Source organism: Achromobacter sp. MUI-25009338 (assembly GCF_057359325.1).
In genome coordinates, this window is the sequence record NZ_CM170627.1 from 3,557,605 (window position 1) to 3,575,323 (window position 17,719).

The window sequence follows — 17,719 nt, forward strand, 5'->3', positions numbered from 1 at the left end:
GCGCTACAGTTGCCGAATACACGCAGCTATTTCCATAGAATGGAATTGCATGAACGCTCGTCCCCTTCCCGATTCTTCGCCCGCGGCGCGCCGGCGCTTCGATGGCGTCAGCCAGAACCGCTCGCTGGAGCGCGGCCTGGAAATCCTGCGGGCGTTCAAGCCCGGCACCGATCTGCTGGGCAACGGCGAGCTGGCCGAACGCACCGGACTGTCGGCCGCCACGGTCAGCCGGCTGACGCAGACGCTGGTCACCAGCGGCTTCCTGGCGCATGACCGCCGCGCCCGCGCCTACCGGCTGGCCGCGCCCGTGCTCAGCCTGGGGCATGCGATGCGCGCGGCGTCTCCGGTGCTCAAGGCGGCCACGCCGCTGATGCGCGAGGCCTCGAACAAGCTGCGCGTGAACATCGGCCTGGCCAGCGCCGACCGCGCCGAGATGGTCTACCTGGAATCCATCCGCTACAACCGCAAGGCGTCGCTGCGCACCATCGTGGCCGGCCAGCGCGTGCCCATCGAGCTGACTTCGCTGGGACGGGCCTATCTGGCCACCCTGGACGAGGCCGCCCGCGACGCCTTGCTCGCCGGCATCATGCGCGGCTATCGCAGCGCGTCCTGGAAACCGGTCATCGCCGACATCGGGAAAGCCATCGCCAAGGTCGCCAGCGCCGGCTATTGCCTGGCCTCGTGGCAGCCGGGCGTCGTCGCCATGTCCACGCCGCTGGCGCTGCCGGCGGGCGCGACGCTGGCCTTGAACCTCAGTCTGATCACCGACGAAACCCAGGCCTGGGTCGAACGGCGGCACGGCCCGGCGCTGCTGGCCTTGAAGCGCAAGATCCTGCATGAACTGGAGGCGCAGGAACCGGGACGATGAACCCGCCCGCCATCGCCTGCGCGCGGCAGGACGCTAGAGCGAGGCGCGCGCGTGTTCCTTGATCAGGCGCACGAACCGCTGCACGTGCCGGCTGGGACGCTCGAAGCGCGAGCGCACCAGGCTCAGCGACAGCGGAATCGATTCGCGCAGCGGCCGCGTCACCACGCCCGGCCAGCCCTGCTCGCCGACCGAGAACTGGTCCACGATCGCCACGCCCGCGCCGGCCCGCACCAGGGCGCAGGCCAGTTCCGCGCGCACGATGTCCACCGCCGCGCTCCAGCTGACGTTGGCGCGCTGGAACGCGGCCGCCACCAGTTGCCCGAAGGGAATGTTGCGGCTGTAGAGGATCAGCCGGTATTGCGCCAGCTCCGCCAGGCCCACCGCCGGCTGCGAAGCCAGCGGATGGCCTTGCGGCAGGATGCAGACCATTTCGCCGGTGGCCAGGGGCTCGACCACCAGGTTGGGATGGTCGATGGGCAGCACCGACACCGCCAGCTCGGCCTTGCGCCCCAGCAGTTCGTGCGCCATGTCCGCCAGCAGCGTGGTGTGGAACTTGAGCCTGACGCCGGGATACAGCTCCAGGTATTGCGCGATCACAGGCGGCACGAAGTTCAGCGCCAGGCTGGGGCTGGAGCACAGCGTCAATGCGCCCTGCGGGCGCTCGGCCAGGTCGCGCGCTAGCTCGTCGACGCGCAGCGCTTCCTCGAATAGCGGCCCCACTTCCTGGAACAGGCGGTGGGCCTCGGGGGTGGGCGTGAGTTTGCCCTTGTCGCGCTCGAACAATTGCAGCCCCAGGCTCAGTTCGGTATGGGCGATGAGGCGGCTGACGGCCGGCTGCGACACGAACAGCAGCCTGGCCGCCCCGTTCATGGAGCCGGTCAGCATGACCGCGCGGAATACTTCCATCTGCCTGAGCTTGAAACGCATGATCCGATAATCGTTTGTTATATCCCCTGCCGAACTTAGCATAACCGGGAAATGCGGGCGTTCATTAGCATTCCAGGAAGCGCCTGGAGCACTTTCCAGGCCGGTTCGATAAACGGAATGCATGACACTCAAGATAGGATTCGTCGGCCTGGGCATGATGGGCCTGCCCATGCTGGAAAACCTGGCGCGCGGCGAAGAGAACTTCGAGATCCTGGCCCATGACCGCGACCCCGCGCGGCTGGAACGCCTGGCGCAGCATTCGGCCTGGAACAGGACGCTGCGGCCGGCCGCCGACCTGCGGGCGCTGGCCGGCTGCGACGTGGTCATCACCATGCTGCCGGACAGCGCCGTGACCAACGCCGTCATCGAGGGCGAGCACGGATTGGCCGGCGTGATGCGCGCCGGTTCGGTGCTGCTGGACATGGGTTCGTCCAACCCCGCCGAGACGCTGCGGCTGGCGCCGCTGCTGCGCGAGGCCGGCGTGACGCTGATCGACGCGCCGGTGTCGGGCGCGGTGGCCAAGGCCGCCAACGGCACGCTGGCCATCATGATAGGCGCCGACGCCGATGGCCTGGAGCGCGTGCGGCCGGTGCTCGCGCGCATGGGCGCTTCGCTCATCCACACCGGCAAGGTGGGCTCGGCCCACGCCATGAAGGCGCTCAACAACTACGTCTACGCGGCCGGCCTGCTGGCGGCCAGCGAGGCGCTGACGATCGCGCGCCGCATGGACCTGGACCTGGACGTGTTCACCGAAGTGCTCAACGCCTCCAGCGGCCGCAACGTGGCCACCGAGACCAAGCTGCGCCAGTTCATCGTGCCGGGCACGTACAACGGCGGCTTCGCGCTGGCGCTGATGGCCAAGGACCTGCGCACCGCCGACTCGCTGCAGGCGCTGGCCGGCGTTTCCGCCTCGCAGCTGTCGCTGTGCACGGCGCTGTGGCAGCGCGCCCTGGAGGCCATGCCGGCCGGCGTGGACAACACCGAGATCCATCGCTACCTGGAACGCCTGAACGCTTGCGCGCCGGCCTGAACGCGCCGGCGCAAACCATAACGACATCCACAGGAGACAGACATGAAACCATCCGCCGCCGCGCTCGGGCTGGCGCTCGGCCTGGGCGCGGCCCTGCTGGCCGCCGCCGCGCACGCCGCCTATCCCGACCGCCCCATCCGCATGGTCGTGCCCTTTCCGCCCGGCAGCATCACCGACGTGGTGGCCCGCAGCCTGGGCAAGGCCATGGCCGACGACCTGGGCCAGCCGGTGGTGGTGGAGAACAAGCCCGGCGCCAACGGCATCATCGGCACGCACGACGTGGCCAAGGCAAAGCCCGACGGCTACACCCTGGTCGTGGTGGGCGTCTCCACCGCGGCCAGCGGCGTGAGCCTGTTCAAGGACCTGCCCTACGATCCCGCCGCCGACCTGGCTCCCATCGGCGCGGTGGCCGAGACCCCTTACCTGCTGGTGGGTTCGCCGCGCATGCCGGGCACCAAGGTGTCCGACCTGTACGCCTACGGCGCCCGGCATCCGGGCAAGCTGACCTATGCCTATGGCTCGGGCAGCGCGCAGGTGTTCGGCGCCAAGCTGGCGGCCATGGGCAACATCGACGTCACTCCGGTGCCGTACCGCGGCGGCCCCCAGGCGCTTACCGACGTCATCGGCGGCACCGTGGACCTGACCTTCACCGACCTGGCCAACGGCCTGCAGCAGGCGCGCGCCGGCAAGGTCAAGCCCTACGGCGTCAGCACGCCCGAGCGCTTCGCGCTGGCGCCGGACATCCCCACGCTGAACGAAACCGGCGCGCCCGGCTTCGACCTGACGGTGTGGTTCGGCCTCATGGGCCCGGCCGGCCTGCCCGCGCCGGTGCTCGACCGCCTGTCGCAATCGCTGGGCCAGGCGCTGGCCAACGAGGAACTGAAGCAGACCTACGCGCGCCAGGGCCTGACCGTCAAGCGGCAAAGCCCCGCCGAGTTCGGCGGCTTCGTGCGCGCCGAAATCGGCAAATGGGCCGCCATCGTCAAGGAAACCGGCATTCCGCCGCAATGACTCCGTCTTTCGACTTTTCCAGGAACACTTCCATGTCGCTGATCGATATCCGCAAACGCTGCCTCATCGTCGAGACCACGCTCCATGAAAACGGCCCGCCGCCCGCGCAGCCGCTCAAGCTCGCCGCGTCCTGCGCCGTTATCCGCAATCCCTACGCCGGCCGCTACGAACCGGACCTCATGCCCTTCATGGCCGAACTGCGCAGCCTGGGCACGCTGCTGGCGACCGAACTGGTGGAGACGCTGGGCGGCAAGGACAGGATCGAGGTCTACAGCAAGGCCGCCATCGTGGGCCTGGACGGCGAAATGGAACACGGCGCGGTCTGGCACGAAGCCGGCGGCTGGGCCATGCGCAGCGTGCTGGGCGAGCCCAAGGCCATGGTCCCGGCGGTCAAGGCCGTGGCCGTGGCCGGCTACCGCATGATGGTGCCGGTGCACTACATCCACGCCTCTTACGTCCGCAGCCATTTCAACAGCATCGAAATCGGCATCCAGGACGCGCCGCGCGCCAACGAGATCCTGTTCGCGCTGGTCATGGGCACGGGCGGGCGCGTGCATTCGCGGCTGGGCGGGCTGACCAAAGAAGCCGTCAAGGTGCACGACGGCCAGCGTTGAAGCCGGCGGCCACGCCCGCGGGCGTGGCCGGCGCGCTTACTGCTGCGGCACCTTCGCCTTGACGACGATGCGCTTCCACAGCGCGATCTCGTTTTCCTGGAAGGTGCGCATCTGCTGCGGACCGCCCGTCATGGGCGTGGCGCCCAGGCGTTCGTAGAAGCGCCGGGTCTCGTCCATTTTCGAGATCTGGGTGAACAGCTCCGCCAGTCTGGCGGTCTGCCCGGGCGGCGTCTTGGCGCTGACCATCGCGCCCACCCAGGTGTAGGCCTCGAAGCCCGGCAGCCCCGCTTCGCTTGCGGTCGGCACGTCGGGCGAGGTCGACACGCGCTTGTCCGACGCGACGGCGACGGCCTTGACCCGTCCGTCCTTGGCCAGCTCCTGCACCGCCGTCACTTCGGCGAAGGTGTAGTCCACCGTGCCCGAGGCCACGGCGGTGATGGCGTCGGCCGCGCCCTTGAACGGCACGTGCACGGCCTGGATGCCGGCGCTGTCGTTGAGCAGCTCGCCCATCAACTGGTAGCCGGCCGAGCCGGCGCCGAAGTTCACCTTGCCCGTATTGGCCTTGGCGTAGGCGATCAAGCCTTTCAGGTCGGCGTACGTCGCCTGCGGCTTGACGGCCAGCATGGCCGGCGAGCGCATCATCATGGTCAGCGGCGAGAAGTCGGCCACCGGGTCGTAGGGCAGCTGCTTGAACAGCGCGGCGTTCACGGCCAGCGTGGAATTGCTGCCGATGAAGATGGTATAGCCGTCGGCCGGCGCGGCCAGCACGTTCTTGACCGCGATGAAGCCGTTGGCCCCGGGGCGGTTCTCGACCACCACGGGCTGGCCGGTCAACTCCTGCAGCTGGCGCGCGAAATAGCGCGCCGAGGTGTCGGTTCCGCTGCCGGGACCGAACGGCACCACGAATTTCAGCGGACGGGAAGGAAAGGTCTCGGCGTGCGCCGCGGGCAGCGCGGCCAGCAGGCAGCCGCCGATGGCGGCCGCCATCAATTGTCTTCTGTAGGTTCGCACCTGTGTCTCCTGGTCTGGTCTGGTCTAGTTGTGACCTGACTCTAGAGGGCGGGCGCGCTTCGTGTCCAATATTAAGAATTTGCCTGCTGATATCGACTGCGTATCAAGGGGGTCAAGCGCCGGGGATCGTCAGCGACAGCCCGGCGCGGTCGGCCACGTTGCAGATATGGGCCCGCATCGCGCGGCGCGCGGCCTCAGGCGAGCCGGTGGCCAGCGCCTGGATGATTTCGGCGTGTTCGCGTATCGGCTCGCGCACGCGGGCCGGGTCGGCGAAGGCGACCTGGCGGCTGCCGTCGACCACGTCGGCGATGCTTTCGGCCAGGTCCAGCAGCATGGGGCTGCCGGCGATCTCGAACAGGCAGGCATGGAAGGCATGGTCGCCCTCGGACATCGTGACCAGGTCGCCGGCGTCGGCGGCCTGCTCCATCTGCGCGATGGTGGCGTGCAGGCGGCCCAGCCCGGCCTGGGTGACCACGCTGGCGGCCAGCCCCGCGGCCAGTTCTTCGAGCTGGTTGCGCACCAGGTAGACGTCGCGCAGCGCGTAGCGCCCCTGGAAGCGCCAGCGCCCGTAGGCGCTGCCCAGGCCTTTTTCGCCGGGCCGGGCGATGAAGACGCCGCGGCCGGCTTCGCTGCGCAGCAGGCCCAGGCCTTCCAGCATGGTGATGGCCTCGCGCAGCGAGGCGCGGCTCACGGCCAGCGACTCGGCCAGCTGGCGTTGGCCCGGCAGCTTGCCGGCCGCCGCCCATTCGCCGGCGCGGATGCGGGCCTGCAGCTGCTGGGCTATGTGTTCAACGGTATTCATCGCGGCGTCCCTCTGTGCGCAGGCCGGCGCGTAGCGTCGTTGACAGCCCATACCTGCCTCGGCATTATGACACCCAACTGGTCTGACCGGTAAGGACAAGCACGACATGACCGATCTGTACGAAAGATTCTCGCGCGCCGTCGACGCCCTGGCGCGGCTGGGCGACTACCCCTATGGCGAACGGCGCCAGGCCTGGCTCGACCGCCTGCGCGTCAACCTGCCGGAACTGGAGGCGCTGGACGCGCTGGCCCCGGAGACCGAGCTGGGCTATCTGGCGCCGCCGCCGGCCGCGCCCGGCGACAAGCTGCCGGCGGCCCAGGCCGGCCGCGGCATCGCCGTCTCGCGCCATGCGCCCGGCATCGCGGCCATTGCGCGCGAAGCGCGCGACGCGCCCGAGCGCGCGGCCGAACCGGCCAAGGCCGCGCTGGCCGCGGCCCGCCAGCAGGCCGGCCTGAACGCCTTCATCACGCTGTCGGACACGCCGGCGCTGGATGGCGCGGCCGCCGCCGCGGCGCGCAAGCTGCGGGAAGGCGCCGCCATGCCGCTGATGGGCGTGCCCTTCGCGGTCAAGGACCTGATGCAGGTGGCCGGCTTCTCGCAGACCAACGGCAGCGGCGGGCTCAAGCCTCCGCCCGCGCTGCGCGACGCGCTGGCCGTGGCGCGGCTGCGCGAGGCCGGCGCGCTGGTGGTGGGCACCACCAACCTGCACGAACTGGCCTACGGCATCACCAGCGAGAATCCGCACTACGGCTGGGTCGGCAACCCGCGGGCGGCCGGCTACACGGCGGGCGGCTCCAGCGGCGGCTCGGCCGCGGCGGTGGCCGCCGGCATCGTGCGCCTGGCCATCGGCACCGACACCGCCGGCTCGATCCGCATCCCGGCCGCGTGCTGCGGCGTGGTCGGATTCAAGCCCACTTTCGACGCGATTTCGCGCGACGGCGCGCAGGCGCTGGGCGCCAGCCTGGACCACATCGGCCCGATCGCCGCCAGCGTGGCCGACGCCGCGCTGGCCTACTCCATCATGGCCGGCCAGGCCGAACGCACCGTCAGCGTCGGCGCGCTGCGCGGGCTGCGCGTGGGCGTGCCGCGCAATTACTTCTACGCGCCGCTGGCCGAGGACGTGGCCCACGCCGTGGACCAGGCGCTGGCCCGCATGCAGGCCGACGGCGCGGTGCTGGTGCCGATCGACCTGCCCGGCGTCGAACACAGCGCCGCGCTGCAGTTCGCCACGCTGTGCAGCGAAGCCACCGACATCCATTGGCGCCGCCTGGTCGACCAGCCCGAGACCCTGGGCGCCGACGTGCGCGTGCGGCTGGAGATCGGCCAGTTCTTTCCCGCCACCTGGTACGCCCGGGCGCAGCGCGGCCGCGCCGTGCTGGCGCATAGGTTCGAGCAGGCGATGCAGGCGGTGGACGTGCTGGTCACGCCCACCCTGCGCATCGAGCCGCCGCGCTCGGGCGGCGGCGCGGTCGAGATCGGCGGCCAGGAGGTGCCGCTGCACACCGCCGTCACCGGCCTGACCATGCCCTTCAACCTGACCGGCATGCCCGCGCTGACGCTGCCTTGCGGCAGCGGCGCCAACGGCCTGCCAATCGGCTTGCAGATCGCGGGCGCGCGCGGCGCCGACTGGCGCGTGCTCAACGCCGCGGCGCGGGTGGAGGCGCTGCTGGCTGCCTGAACGCGGCGCGGCCGGGCGGCCGCGCATGCTGGTAAACACTAACTGGTCAGACCAGTCCGACAGGATTAAAAAACAAACGACGTTCCCGACCGCCGATCCCGTGCGTTTCGCGCGCACGCCGGCACCGCCGCAGCGCCTTCGCCTAAGGAAACCACGATGAAACTGCTTCGCTTCGCCGCAGCCGTATCCGCGGTCGTACTCGCCTCCTCCTCCGCCCTCGCCGCCGATCCCATCGTCATCGGCGTCAGCATCGCGCAATCCCCGCCCGGCTCGGTGGTGCAAGGCACCCAGGTCAAGGACGGCGTCGAGATCATCGCCAAGATGATCAACGACAAGGGCGGCGTGCTGGGCCGGCCGCTGAAGATCATCTACGAAGACAACCAGGGCATCCCTGAAAAAGGCCGCGCCGCGGCCGAGAAACTCATCTCCCGCGACAAGGTCGTGGCCGTGACCGGCGGCCACCAGAGCTCGGTCTGCCTGGCGGAAATCGAAGTGGCCCACCGCTACAAGGTGCCCTACGTCAATACCAACTGTTGGTCCGACGACGTGCGCGCCAAGGGCTACCCCGAGGTATTCAACCCGGCCAACTACAACACGCGCGTCTCCAGCGCCATGGCCGACACCATCGCCGCGCTCAAGGTCAAGAGCGTGGTCGCCTTCGCCGAGAACACCGACTACGGCATCGGCCAGGCCAAGCTGCTGGGCGAATTCCTCAAGAAGGCCGCGCCCCAGACGCAATACAAGTACGTGGCGCTGGACCGCGCCGGCAAGGACTTCACGCCCGCCGTGCTGCCGCTGCGCGCCAGCCCGCCGGAACTGGTGGTCAACATCATGCTGCCGCCGGCCGCCTACATCCTCATGAACCAGCTGTACGAACAGGGCGTGGCGCCCAGCGCCCACACCTGGTTCTACGACGGCGCCGGCATCGCCGACTACCCCGACTTCTGGAACAACGTGAAGGAAGCCGGCAAGTACATGCTGGCCTTCGGCCTGTACCACCCGCAGATGCCCATGCCGCAGCTCGGCCTGGACGTGGGCGCCGCCTACCAGAAGCAGGCCAAGACCGAACCCAACCGCCTGATCTTCCAGGCCGCGGACTCGGTGCTGCTGATCGCCCGCGCCATCGAAGAGGCCAAGTCCACCGACAGCGCCGCCATCATCAAGACCCTGCAAGGCATGCAGTTCGAAGGCGTGCGCGGCAAGTTCAGCTTTTCGCAGCAGCCCGGCTACAGCTTCCAGCAATGGGTCGACATCCCGTACGTCACCTATCAGCTGACCGAGGTCGGACAGCCGCTGAGCAAGACCACGCTGATCCAGGCTTCGGGCCAACCGCTGCAGATCGACAAGGCCGTCAAACCGGAAAAATGACTGCCCCCCGTGGAGGCGTTTTACGCCTCCACTCCTGAACCGCTATGCGCGCCGGAACATTCCCCGGCGCCGGGGAGCATCGAGTGCTGGCACTGGACCTGTTCGTCAACGGCCTGATCATCGGCCTGTACTACGCGCTGATGGCGGTCGGCCTGACCATGATCTTCGGCATCCTGAAGGTCGTGAACTTCGCCCACGGCGAGTTCTACATGATCGGCGCCTATACCTATACCCTGGTGTCGCTGGCGCTGGGCGTGCCGCCCTGGCTGGCGCTGCCGGTGGCCGCGGCCGCCGGCGCGCTGCTGGGCTGGGCCACCGAACGCTGGCTGATGCGCCCGCTCTACGCCGGCTACGGCTCCTGGGGCCTGATGAAGGACGAGTACGCGGTGGTCGTCACCTTCGGCCTGTCGCTGCTGCTGATCAATCTGGTGGACAAAGTCGTGGGCCCCTACCCCATGCGCGGGCCGGCGCTGTCGGACGTGACGCGCATGGCCGTCGGCCCCTTCATGATGAGCGGCCAGAAGCTGATCACGGCCGGGCTTTCCATCGTGCTGCTGGTCGGGCTGGCGCTGTTCATCAAGCGCTCGCTGTGGGGCCGGCAGGTCCAGGCGGTGGCGCAGAACCGACTGGGCGCCTCCATCGCCGGCATCGACACCGCGCGCGCCAGCAGCATCATCTTCATGGCCTCGGGCGTGCTCGCCGCGCTGGCCGGGGCGCTGCTGGCGCCGGTCATCAATCCGGCGCCGGACGTGGGCGCGTTCCCCGCCATCAAGTCCTACGTCATCGTGGTGATCGGCGGCATGGGCTCGATTCCCGGCAGCATCCTGGCGGCGCTGGCGCTGGGCGTGCTGGAGAGCTTCGGCGCGGTCTATCTGTCCTACGACTACCGCGACACCTTCGGGCTGGCGCTGCTGATCCTGATCCTGCTGTTCCGGCCGCGCGGCCTGTTCGGCGAACGCGCGCGGGAGGTCTGAACATGGAACCGCTGGCTCATCCCAATCTGCTGCGCAACAAGCTCAGCCAGGAAATGCGCCTGTCGCTGGTGTTCCTGGCCGTGCTGGCGCTGCTGCCGCTGGGCGTGTCCTCGCCGTACTGGCTGGGCGTGCTCATCGTCAGCATGTATTTCGCCATGCTGGCCACGGGCTGGAACCTGCTGGCCGGCTACACCGGCCAGTTCTCGCTGGCGCCGGCGGCCTTCGCCATGCTGGGCGGCTACACCACCGGCCTGCTGGCCTACCACTGGCAGGCGCCGCTGTGGCTGGGGCTGCCGCTGTCGGCGGTGGTGCCGGGGCTGGTCGGGCTGGTGCTGGGCCGCATCGTGCTGCGGCTGTCGGGCCCCTACCTGGCGCTGACCACACTGTCGTTCGCCGAGATCGCGCGCCTGGTGATCTACAACTCCATCGACTTCACCCGCGGCGACCAGGGGCTGAACGTGCCGGCGCTGATCCAAAGCCGGCTCGGCAACTATTACCTGTTCCTGGGCGTGCTGGCGGCGGTCACGCTGCTGGTGTTCCTGCTGCTGCGGGCGCGTCCGGGCCGTTTCCTGCAGGCGATCCGCGACGACGAGATCGGCGCGGCCAGCCGGGGCATAGACGTGGTGCGCTACAAGACCCTGGCCTTTCTGGTGAGCTGCGCGATCTGCGGCTTCGCCGGCGGCCTGTACGGCACGTTCGCGCAGCTGGTCAGCCCGGAGCTGGGCATCGTGGCGCAGACCGGCATCGTCATCGCCATGGTGGTGATAGGCGGCATGGGCACGCTGGTCGGCCCGCTGCTGGGCGCGGTGCTGGTGTACGTCGCCTCCGAACTGCTGCGCGACGCCGGCAATATCCAGATGATCGTGTTCGCGCTGCTGGTCATCGTGTTCGCGCGCTTCTTCCGCGAAGGACTGTGGGGCCTGGCGCGCCGGGCCGCGCTGCGCCGTTCCGCCAACGCCAAGGGGGCCTGATGCCGCTGCTGCAGATATCCGGAATACGCAAGCGCTTCGGCGGCCTGCTCGCCGTCAACGGCGCGGGCATGGACGTGGCCGACGGCGAACTGCTGGGGCTGATCGGCCCCAACGGCTCGGGCAAGACCACCTTGCTGAACGTGCTGTCGGGCCACCTGGAGGCCGACGCCGGCGAGGTCCGGCTGGACGGGCGCAGCGTGCTGGGCCTGGGGCCGACCCGCCTGACCCGGCTGGGCGTGCTGCGCATGTTCCAGATGACGCGGGTCTTCAACCGCGTGAGCGCCTACGACAACCTGGTGGTGTGCGGGCTGGCGCTGGGCCTGGACGAGGCCGGCGCCAGCCGGCGCGCGCTGGAACTGCTGGAGGAGCTGAAACTCGGCCACGTCATGCACCTGGACGCCGGGCAGCTGTCGGGCGGCCAGAAAAAGCTGCTGGAGTTCGGCGCGTGCTTCATGGTGCCGCCGCGCGTGGCGCTGCTGGACGAGCCCTTCGCCGCGGTGCACCCCGTCATGAAGGAAACCATGTCGGCGTTCATCCGCCGCCGCAACCAGGACGGCCAGACCTTCATCCTGGTCAGCCACGATATGCCGGTGGTGGTGGACCTGTGCCCGCGCTCGGTCTGCATGAACGCCGGCCGCGTGCTGGCCGACGGCCCGACCCAGCAGGTGCTGCGCGAGCCGGCCGTGATCGAGGCCTACCTCGGCGAAGCACAACACGAGGAGCGCGATCATGGCTGACACGCTGCTGGCGATGGAGAACGTGACCGCCGGCTACCTCGGCGACATCGACGTGCTGCGCGGCGTTTCGCTGACGGTGCAGGCCGGCCGCATCAGCGGCCTGATCGGGCTGAACGGCGCCGGCAAGTCCACGCTCATGAAGGCCATCTGCGGCTTCCTGCCGCCCAAGTCCGGCCGCGTCACGCGCGCCGGCCGCGATATTTCCGGGCAGGCGCCGCACCGCATGATCGACGACGGGCTCTGGTACATCCCGCAGGAATCCAGCCTGTTTCCCTACCTCACGGTGGAGGAGAACCTGCGCCTGCCGCTGGAAGGCCGTCGCAAGCGCTACGGCGACGTGCTGGAGGCGCGCTACGCCGACACGCTGGAGCGCTTTCCGGTGCTGAAGGAAAAGCTCAAGGACCAGGCCGGCAACCTGTCGGGCGGGCAGCAGAAATCGCTGGAATTCGCCAAGGCCTACATGGTGCAGCCGCAGGTCTGCCTGATCGACGAGCCCAGCATCGGCCTGGCCCCGCGCGTGGCCGCCGAGGTGTTCCAGTGGATCCGCGCCTTCGCCGACGCGGGCATGGGGATTCTACTGGTGGACCACAACGTGCGCCGCGTGGTGGCCATGTCCAATCACATCTACGTGCTGAGCCTGGGCGAGATCACCGCCTCCGGCTCGCCCGAGGATTTCGCCGGCGACCTGCACGAGCAGGTGCGCGAATGGCTGGGGATCAATTTCTGATGGATACACGGACCTTGACGGCGCAGCCCCTCACGGCCGAGGCCTTCGCGCCCTATGGCGAAGTCGTCAGCAGCGCGGGGCGCGGCGGCCGCAGCATCAATGCCGGCACCTCGCTGCGGGTGGAGATGGACGAGCCCGACATCCTGGGCGACGGCGGCCGGCCGTCGCTGTCGGTGTTCCGCGCGCGCGCCATCGCCCTGCCCTTCGCCGCGCGCGAACTGGAACGCCACCGCCTGGGCAGCCAGACCTTCCTGCCCCTGGCCGCCGCGCCCTATGTGGTGCTGGTGGCGCTGGGCGCGGACGCGCCCGACCCGGCCACCTTGCGCGCCTTCCTGGCCGCGCCCGGCGCCGGCGTCACTCTGCGCCGCGGCGTCTGGCATCACCCGCTGATGGCGCTGGCGGATGGGGATTTCGCGGTGCTGGAGCGCGCGGGCGCGCAGGTGGATTGCGAGGTGGCGCCGCTGCCGGGGGGGGATTGGGTGGTGCTTGCTTGAGGGGGGGGTGTGGGGATGAATGGCGGCTTGCGCCGCCTGATGGGTTTCGCGCGTTCGGCGTTCGTGTTCTTGGTCAGGGTCTCTCGCGCTGCACCCATCCTACGGCCGTAATATCGCATCGTAGGATGGGTGCAGCGCGAGAATCCACGGGCAAGAACCCAATCATCGAACGCGCGAAACCCATCACCCTAAACCCGCCGCCACACACTGGCCAGCCACGGCTGCTGATCTCGCGGCAAACCCTGCGGCCGATAGTAATGTTCGAGTTCCTCGAATCCGGCCTCTTTCATCAACCCCCGCCAGCCGTCCAGGTCGTGGTAGGCGCCGTAGCGCCCGCGGTTCCAGCCTTCCTGGTTGCCGCCGCGCGGATTGGAGCTGAACAGCGCCCCGCGCGGCTTGAGCGCGGCGCGCAGTTCGCGCAGCACCCGGGGCAGTTCCTGGCCGGGCACGTGGAACAGCGCCGCATTGGCGTAGATGCCGTCGAAGCGGCCGGCGGGCAGGGACAGCTTGAGAAAGTCCTGCAGCCAGACTTCGCAGCCGCTGGCCTGGCGCGCCATCTCGACGAAGCGCGGCGTGCCGTCCAGGCCCACCGCGCGGTGGCCCAGCGCCGTGAACGTCTTGAGGTCGCGGCCGGGACCGCAGCCGAAGTCCAAGATGTCGCACGGCGGCGCGCCCTCGATGTGGCGCAGCAGCGCGGCGATGTTCTGGCTGACATCGTGGTCCCGCGTGCCGGCCTCGAACGATTCGGCGTTCTCCTGGTAGTGCGCCAGGGTCAGCGCACTGATCTTGGCCAGGTCCTCGGCGTCGAGCCTCATGGGGCCGTCAGGCCGCCAGGCGGCCTTCGATCCGGGCCTTGGCGGCCGGCAGATCGGCGGGCAGGCCCTGCTCCAGCTGCTTGAACAGCTGGTCGTGCAGCGCCAGCTCGTCGCGCCAGGCGGCGGCGTCCACCGACATCACCTGCTCGAACTTGTCCGGGCTGAATTCCAGGCCGGTCCAGTCGATGTCCTGGTAGCTGGGCGAAATGCCGAACACCTGCTCCACGCCCTTGGACTGGCCGTCGATGCGGCCCAGCATCCAGCGCAGCACGCGCATGTTGTCGCCGAAGCCCGGCCACACGAACTTGCCGTCGGGCCCCTTGCGGAACCAGTTGACGCAATAGATGCGCGGCAGCGTGGCGCCGGCGGCTTCGAGCTGCTTGCCCAGCTTCAGCCAGTGGTTGAAGTAGTCGCTCATGTTGTAGCCGCAGAACGGCAGCATGGCGAAGGGATCGCGGCGCACCACGCCCTGCTGGCCGGCGGCCGCGGCGGTGGTTTCCGACCCCATGGTGGCGGCCATGTAGACGCCTTCGACCCAGTTGCGGGCCTCGGTGACCAGCGGCACGGTGGTGGAACGGCGTCCGCCGAAGATGAAGGCGTCGATGACCACGCCCTTGGGGTTTTCCCATTCGGGGTCGATGGACGGGCATTGCGCCGCCGGCGCGGTGAAGCGCGCGTTCGGATGCGCGGCCTTGCGGCCGGTTTCGCGCGCGATGGCCGGCGTCCAGTCCTGGCCCTGCCAGTCGGTCAGGTGCTCGGGCGGGGTGTCGGTCATGCCTTCCCACCAGACGTCGCCGTCGTCGGTCAGCGCCACGTTGGTGAAGATGACATTGGCCTTGAGCGTGGCCATGGCGTTGAAGTTGGTCTGCTCGCTGGTGCCCGGGGCCACGCCGAAATAGCCGGCTTCCGGGTTGATGGCGTGCAGGCGGCCGTCGGGGCCAGGCTTGATCCAGGCGATGTCGTCGCCGATGGTGGTGACCTTCCAGCCGTCCATGCCCTGGGGCGGGATCAGCATGGCGAAGTTGGTCTTGCCGCAGGCCGACGGAAAGGCCGCGGCCACGTGGTACTTGCGGCCCTTGGGCGAGGTCACGCCCAGGATCAGCATGTGCTCGGCCAGCCAGCCCTGGTCGCGGCCCATGGTCGAGGCGATGCGCAGCGCGAAGCATTTCTTGCCCAGCAGCGCGTTGCCGCCGTAGCCCGAGCCGTAGCTCCAGATCTCGCGGGTCTGCGGGAAGTGGACGATGTACTTGGTGGGGTTGCACGGCCAGGCCACGTCGGCCTCGCCGGGCGCCAGCGGCTTGCCGACCGAGTGCACGCAGGGCACGAACTCGCCGTCGGTGCCCAGCACCTCGTAGACCTGCTTGCCCATGCGCGTCATGATGCGCATGTTCACCGCCACGTAGGGGCTGTCGGAGAGCTCCACGCCGATGTGGGCGATGTCGGAACCCAGCGGGCCCATCGAGAACGGCACCACGTACAGCGTGCGCCCGCGCATGGCGCCTTCGAACAGGCCGTTGAGCGTGGCGCGCATCTCGGCCGGATCGGCCCAGTTGTTGGTCGGGCCGGCGTCCTCGGGACGGTCGGAACAGATGAACGTGCGGTCCTCGACCCGCGCCACGTCGGACGGATCGGACCAGGCCAGATAGGAATTGGGCCGCTTGGCGGGGTTCAGCCTGCGCAGGGTTCCCGATTGCACCATCTGCTCACAGAGCCGGTCGTACTCCTCCTGGGAGCCGTCGCACCAGACGACGCGTTCGGGCTTGGCATGCGCGACGAAGCTCGCCACCCAGTCGATCAGGCCACGGTGCTTGACGTAGGCAGGTACGTTCAAGGCCGCCAATCCCCCATCCAAAGGCTTATCCATCGGGGTTATCTCCATACTAGTCAGCGAATGATGATACGGCCCCAGTTTGAGTGGGGCCGTATCAATTTGGGCCATCATACTTGCAGCCACAGGCTGCCCGTCAACCCATCCTCTTGGACGAAGTGTCACGGGTTGAGACGGCTATCCGTAGCGTCCGTCGCGCAGCTCCCGGCGGATGATCTTGCCCGTTGCAGTGGTCGGCAAACTGGTTACAAAGCGGATGGCGCGCGGGTATTCGTGCGCCGCCAGCCGGGTGCGCACGTGGGCCTGCAGGGACTTCACCAGCGCCTCGTCGCCCTGCACGCCGTCGTTCAGGACCACATAGGCCATCACGATCTCGGTGCGCTCGGCGTCGGGCACGCCCACCACCGCCGCCATGCGCACGGCCGGATGGCCCAGCAGGCAGTCCTCGATCGGACCCGGGCCGATGCGGTAGCCGGCGCTGGTGATGACGTCGTCGTTGCGGCCGACGAAGCGGATGAAACCCTGCGCGTCGCGCACGCCCTGGTCGCCGGTGAGCAGGTAGTCGCCGGCGAATTTCTCGGCCGTGGCCTGCGGGTTGTTCCAATAGCCCAGGAACATGACCGGGTCCGGCCGCAATACGCCGATATTGCCTTCCTGTCCATCGGCCACTTCGACGCCCCGGTCGTCCACGATGGCGACCCGGTGCCCCGGCGCGGCGCGGCCGATCGAGCCGATCACCGGATCGAACAGCGACGAGCACGAGGACACCAGCATGTTGCACTCGGTCTGCCCGTAGAACTCGTTGATGGTGACGCCCAGCACGCGCCGGCCCCAGTCGATCAGCTCGGCGCCCAGCGACTCGCCGCCGCTGGCCACCGAGCGCAGCGCCAGCGAGCCGGCCGCGGGCGGCTGGGCCACGGCGCGCATCATCTTCAGCGCCGTGGGCGGCAGGAACGTATGCGTCACGCCGTGGCGCGCCATCAGCTCGAAGGCGGCGGCGCCGTCGAACTTCTCGAAGCGGCGCGCCAGCACCGGCACGCCGTGGTGCCAGGACGGCAGCAGCACGTCCAGCAGCCCGCCGATCCAGGCCCAGTCGGCCGGCGTCCACATCAGCGCGGCGTTTTCGGGAAAGAATTCGTGCGACATCTCCACGCCGGGCAGATGGCCCAGCAGCACGCGCTGCGCATGCAGCGCGCCCTTGGGCTTGCCGGTGGTTCCCGACGTGTAGATGATGACGGCCGGATCGTCGGCCGAGGTGGCCGCCGGCGCGTAGTCGTCGGATTCGGCGGCCAGCGCGGCATGGAACGGCACGGCGTCGTCGACCGCCTCGTCGTCGATGCAATAGACGACCTTCAGTTCCGGCAGGCCGGCGCGGATTTCGCGCAGCTTGCGGCAGCCGGCCGCGTCGGTCACCAGCGCGGCCGCGCCGCTGTCGGCCAGCCGGTACTGGATGGCGTCCACGCCGAACAGCGTGAACAGCGGCACCGCCACCGCGCCCATCTTGTAGATCGCGATGTGGGCCACGGCGGTCTCGGGCGCCTGCGGCAGGTAGACGGCCACCCGGTCGCCGCGCCGCACGCCGTGGCGCGCCATGCTGTTGGCCAGGCGGTTGGACAGCGCCTTGATCTGGTCGAAGGTATAGCGCGACTGCGCGCCGTCGCTTTTCTCGTAGATCAGGGCCAGGCGGCCGCTGCCGTCGGCCCATTTGTCGCAGGCGTCCACGCCGATGTTGTAGGCCGCCGGCACCTGCCATTGGAACTGGGACGCGAGCTGCGCGTAGGAATCGGCTCTGGACAGCATGGTTTGTCTCTCGTGGTTTGAATTCTCGTTGGCGCGCGGCATCCGGGCCATGCGCCGGCACCGA

General features: G+C 69.2%; 17 protein-coding genes. 11 read left to right on the forward strand and 6 right to left on the reverse strand.

Translation table 11 applies throughout. From position 1 onward, the window contains the following. Nucleotides 1-49 precede the first annotated feature (49 nt). Nucleotides 50-868, forward strand: a complete 819-nt coding sequence (locus AC1IQ6_RS16865; RefSeq protein WP_102771522.1) for an IclR family transcriptional regulator — start codon at nucleotides 50-52, stop codon at nucleotides 866-868. A gap of 33 nt (nucleotides 869-901) precedes the next feature. Here the strand turns inward: AC1IQ6_RS16865 and AC1IQ6_RS16870 are convergent, their stop codons facing one another. After that, nucleotides 902-1,795, reverse strand: coding sequence for a LysR family transcriptional regulator (locus AC1IQ6_RS16870; RefSeq protein ID WP_111825425.1), 894 nt, complete (start codon nucleotides 1,793-1,795; stop codon nucleotides 902-904). Between the two features lie 121 nt (nucleotides 1,796-1,916). Between AC1IQ6_RS16870 and AC1IQ6_RS16875 the strand changes: the two genes are divergently transcribed. The 3 genes from AC1IQ6_RS16875 to AC1IQ6_RS16885 are packed head-to-tail and all read left to right on the forward strand — an operon-like array spanning nucleotide 1,917 to nucleotide 4,450. Then, a complete protein-coding gene (locus AC1IQ6_RS16875) occupies nucleotides 1,917-2,825 on the forward strand; it encodes an NAD(P)-dependent oxidoreductase (protein WP_485864989.1) in 909 nt (302 codons plus the stop codon). Between the two features lie 42 nt (nucleotides 2,826-2,867). Next, nucleotides 2,868-3,836: a Bug family tripartite tricarboxylate transporter substrate binding protein gene (locus tag AC1IQ6_RS16880; RefSeq protein ID WP_246842398.1), complete on the forward strand. Its 969-nt coding sequence runs from the start codon at nucleotides 2,868-2,870 to the stop codon at nucleotides 3,834-3,836. A gap of 32 nt (nucleotides 3,837-3,868) precedes the next feature. Then, on the forward strand, nucleotides 3,869-4,450 hold the full coding sequence (locus AC1IQ6_RS16885) for an amino acid synthesis family protein (protein ID WP_102771525.1): 582 nt from the start codon (nucleotides 3,869-3,871) through the stop codon (nucleotides 4,448-4,450). A gap of 36 nt (nucleotides 4,451-4,486) precedes the next feature. Here the strand turns inward: AC1IQ6_RS16885 and AC1IQ6_RS16890 are convergent, their stop codons facing one another. Together AC1IQ6_RS16890 and AC1IQ6_RS16895 are read right to left on the reverse strand one after the other, a co-directional pair. Beyond that, complete coding sequence (locus AC1IQ6_RS16890; RefSeq protein ID WP_102771526.1) at nucleotides 4,487-5,437, reverse strand: Bug family tripartite tricarboxylate transporter substrate binding protein; 951 nt, start codon at nucleotides 5,435-5,437, stop codon at nucleotides 4,487-4,489. Nucleotides 5,438-5,573: 136 nt separating this feature from the next. Further along, nucleotides 5,574-6,263 (reverse strand): FadR/GntR family transcriptional regulator, encoded by a 690-nt coding sequence (locus tag AC1IQ6_RS16895; RefSeq protein ID WP_102771527.1) that lies wholly within the window; start codon nucleotides 6,261-6,263, stop codon nucleotides 5,574-5,576. 106 nt (nucleotides 6,264-6,369) lie between these two features. Here AC1IQ6_RS16895 and AC1IQ6_RS16900 point away from each other — a divergent pair, with 106 nt between their 5' ends. The 7 genes from AC1IQ6_RS16900 to AC1IQ6_RS16930 all read left to right on the forward strand — a co-directional run bounded on the left by AC1IQ6_RS16900 (nucleotide 6,370) and on the right by AC1IQ6_RS16930 (nucleotide 13,212). Then, the gene (locus AC1IQ6_RS16900) at nucleotides 6,370-7,941 is read left to right on the forward strand and encodes an amidase (protein WP_102771528.1); all 1,572 of its coding nucleotides are present in this window, start codon (nucleotides 6,370-6,372) and stop codon (nucleotides 7,939-7,941) included. Between the two features lie 156 nt (nucleotides 7,942-8,097). Beyond that, nucleotides 8,098-9,309, forward strand: coding sequence for an ABC transporter substrate-binding protein (locus tag AC1IQ6_RS16905; RefSeq protein WP_485864990.1), 1,212 nt, complete (start codon nucleotides 8,098-8,100; stop codon nucleotides 9,307-9,309). Nucleotides 9,310-9,392: 83 nt separating this feature from the next. Next, complete coding sequence (locus tag AC1IQ6_RS16910; RefSeq protein ID WP_102771530.1) at nucleotides 9,393-10,283, forward strand: branched-chain amino acid ABC transporter permease; 891 nt, start codon at nucleotides 9,393-9,395, stop codon at nucleotides 10,281-10,283. Between the two features lie 2 nt (nucleotides 10,284-10,285). Next, on the forward strand, nucleotides 10,286-11,254 hold the full coding sequence (locus AC1IQ6_RS16915) for a branched-chain amino acid ABC transporter permease (protein ID WP_485864991.1): 969 nt from the start codon (nucleotides 10,286-10,288) through the stop codon (nucleotides 11,252-11,254). Next, nucleotides 11,254-11,991 carry an ABC transporter ATP-binding protein gene (locus tag AC1IQ6_RS16920; protein WP_209164859.1) on the forward strand — a complete coding sequence of 246 codons (738 nt, stop codon included), beginning with the start codon at nucleotides 11,254-11,256 and terminating at the stop codon, nucleotides 11,989-11,991. Before AC1IQ6_RS16915 ends, AC1IQ6_RS16920 begins: the two co-directional genes overlap by 1 nt. Continuing rightward, nucleotides 11,984-12,718 carry an ABC transporter ATP-binding protein gene (locus tag AC1IQ6_RS16925; RefSeq protein ID WP_102771533.1) on the forward strand — a complete coding sequence of 245 codons (735 nt, stop codon included), beginning with the start codon at nucleotides 11,984-11,986 and terminating at the stop codon, nucleotides 12,716-12,718. The genes AC1IQ6_RS16920 and AC1IQ6_RS16925 overlap by 8 nt, the downstream gene beginning before the upstream one ends. Then, nucleotides 12,718-13,212 (forward strand): ureidoglycolate lyase, encoded by a 495-nt coding sequence (locus AC1IQ6_RS16930; RefSeq protein WP_102771534.1) that lies wholly within the window; start codon nucleotides 12,718-12,720, stop codon nucleotides 13,210-13,212. The genes AC1IQ6_RS16925 and AC1IQ6_RS16930 overlap by 1 nt, the downstream gene beginning before the upstream one ends. A 188-nt stretch (nucleotides 13,213-13,400) precedes the next feature. Here AC1IQ6_RS16930 and AC1IQ6_RS16935 read toward each other — a convergent pair whose 3' ends face one another. The 3 genes from AC1IQ6_RS16935 to AC1IQ6_RS16945 all read right to left on the reverse strand — a co-directional run bounded on the left by AC1IQ6_RS16935 (nucleotide 13,401) and on the right by AC1IQ6_RS16945 (nucleotide 17,655). Further along, the gene (locus AC1IQ6_RS16935; protein ID WP_485864992.1) at nucleotides 13,401-14,027 is read right to left on the reverse strand and encodes a class I SAM-dependent methyltransferase; all 627 of its coding nucleotides are present in this window, start codon (nucleotides 14,025-14,027) and stop codon (nucleotides 13,401-13,403) included. A 7-nt stretch (nucleotides 14,028-14,034) separates the two neighbouring features. Next, on the reverse strand, nucleotides 14,035-15,891 hold the full coding sequence (locus AC1IQ6_RS16940; protein WP_102771536.1) for a phosphoenolpyruvate carboxykinase (GTP): 1,857 nt from the start codon (nucleotides 15,889-15,891) through the stop codon (nucleotides 14,035-14,037). A gap of 141 nt (nucleotides 15,892-16,032) precedes the next feature. Continuing rightward, nucleotides 16,033-17,655 carry an acyl-CoA synthetase gene (locus tag AC1IQ6_RS16945; protein WP_479730038.1) on the reverse strand — a complete coding sequence of 541 codons (1,623 nt, stop codon included), beginning with the start codon at nucleotides 17,653-17,655 and terminating at the stop codon, nucleotides 16,033-16,035. Nucleotides 17,656-17,719 lie beyond the last annotated feature (64 nt).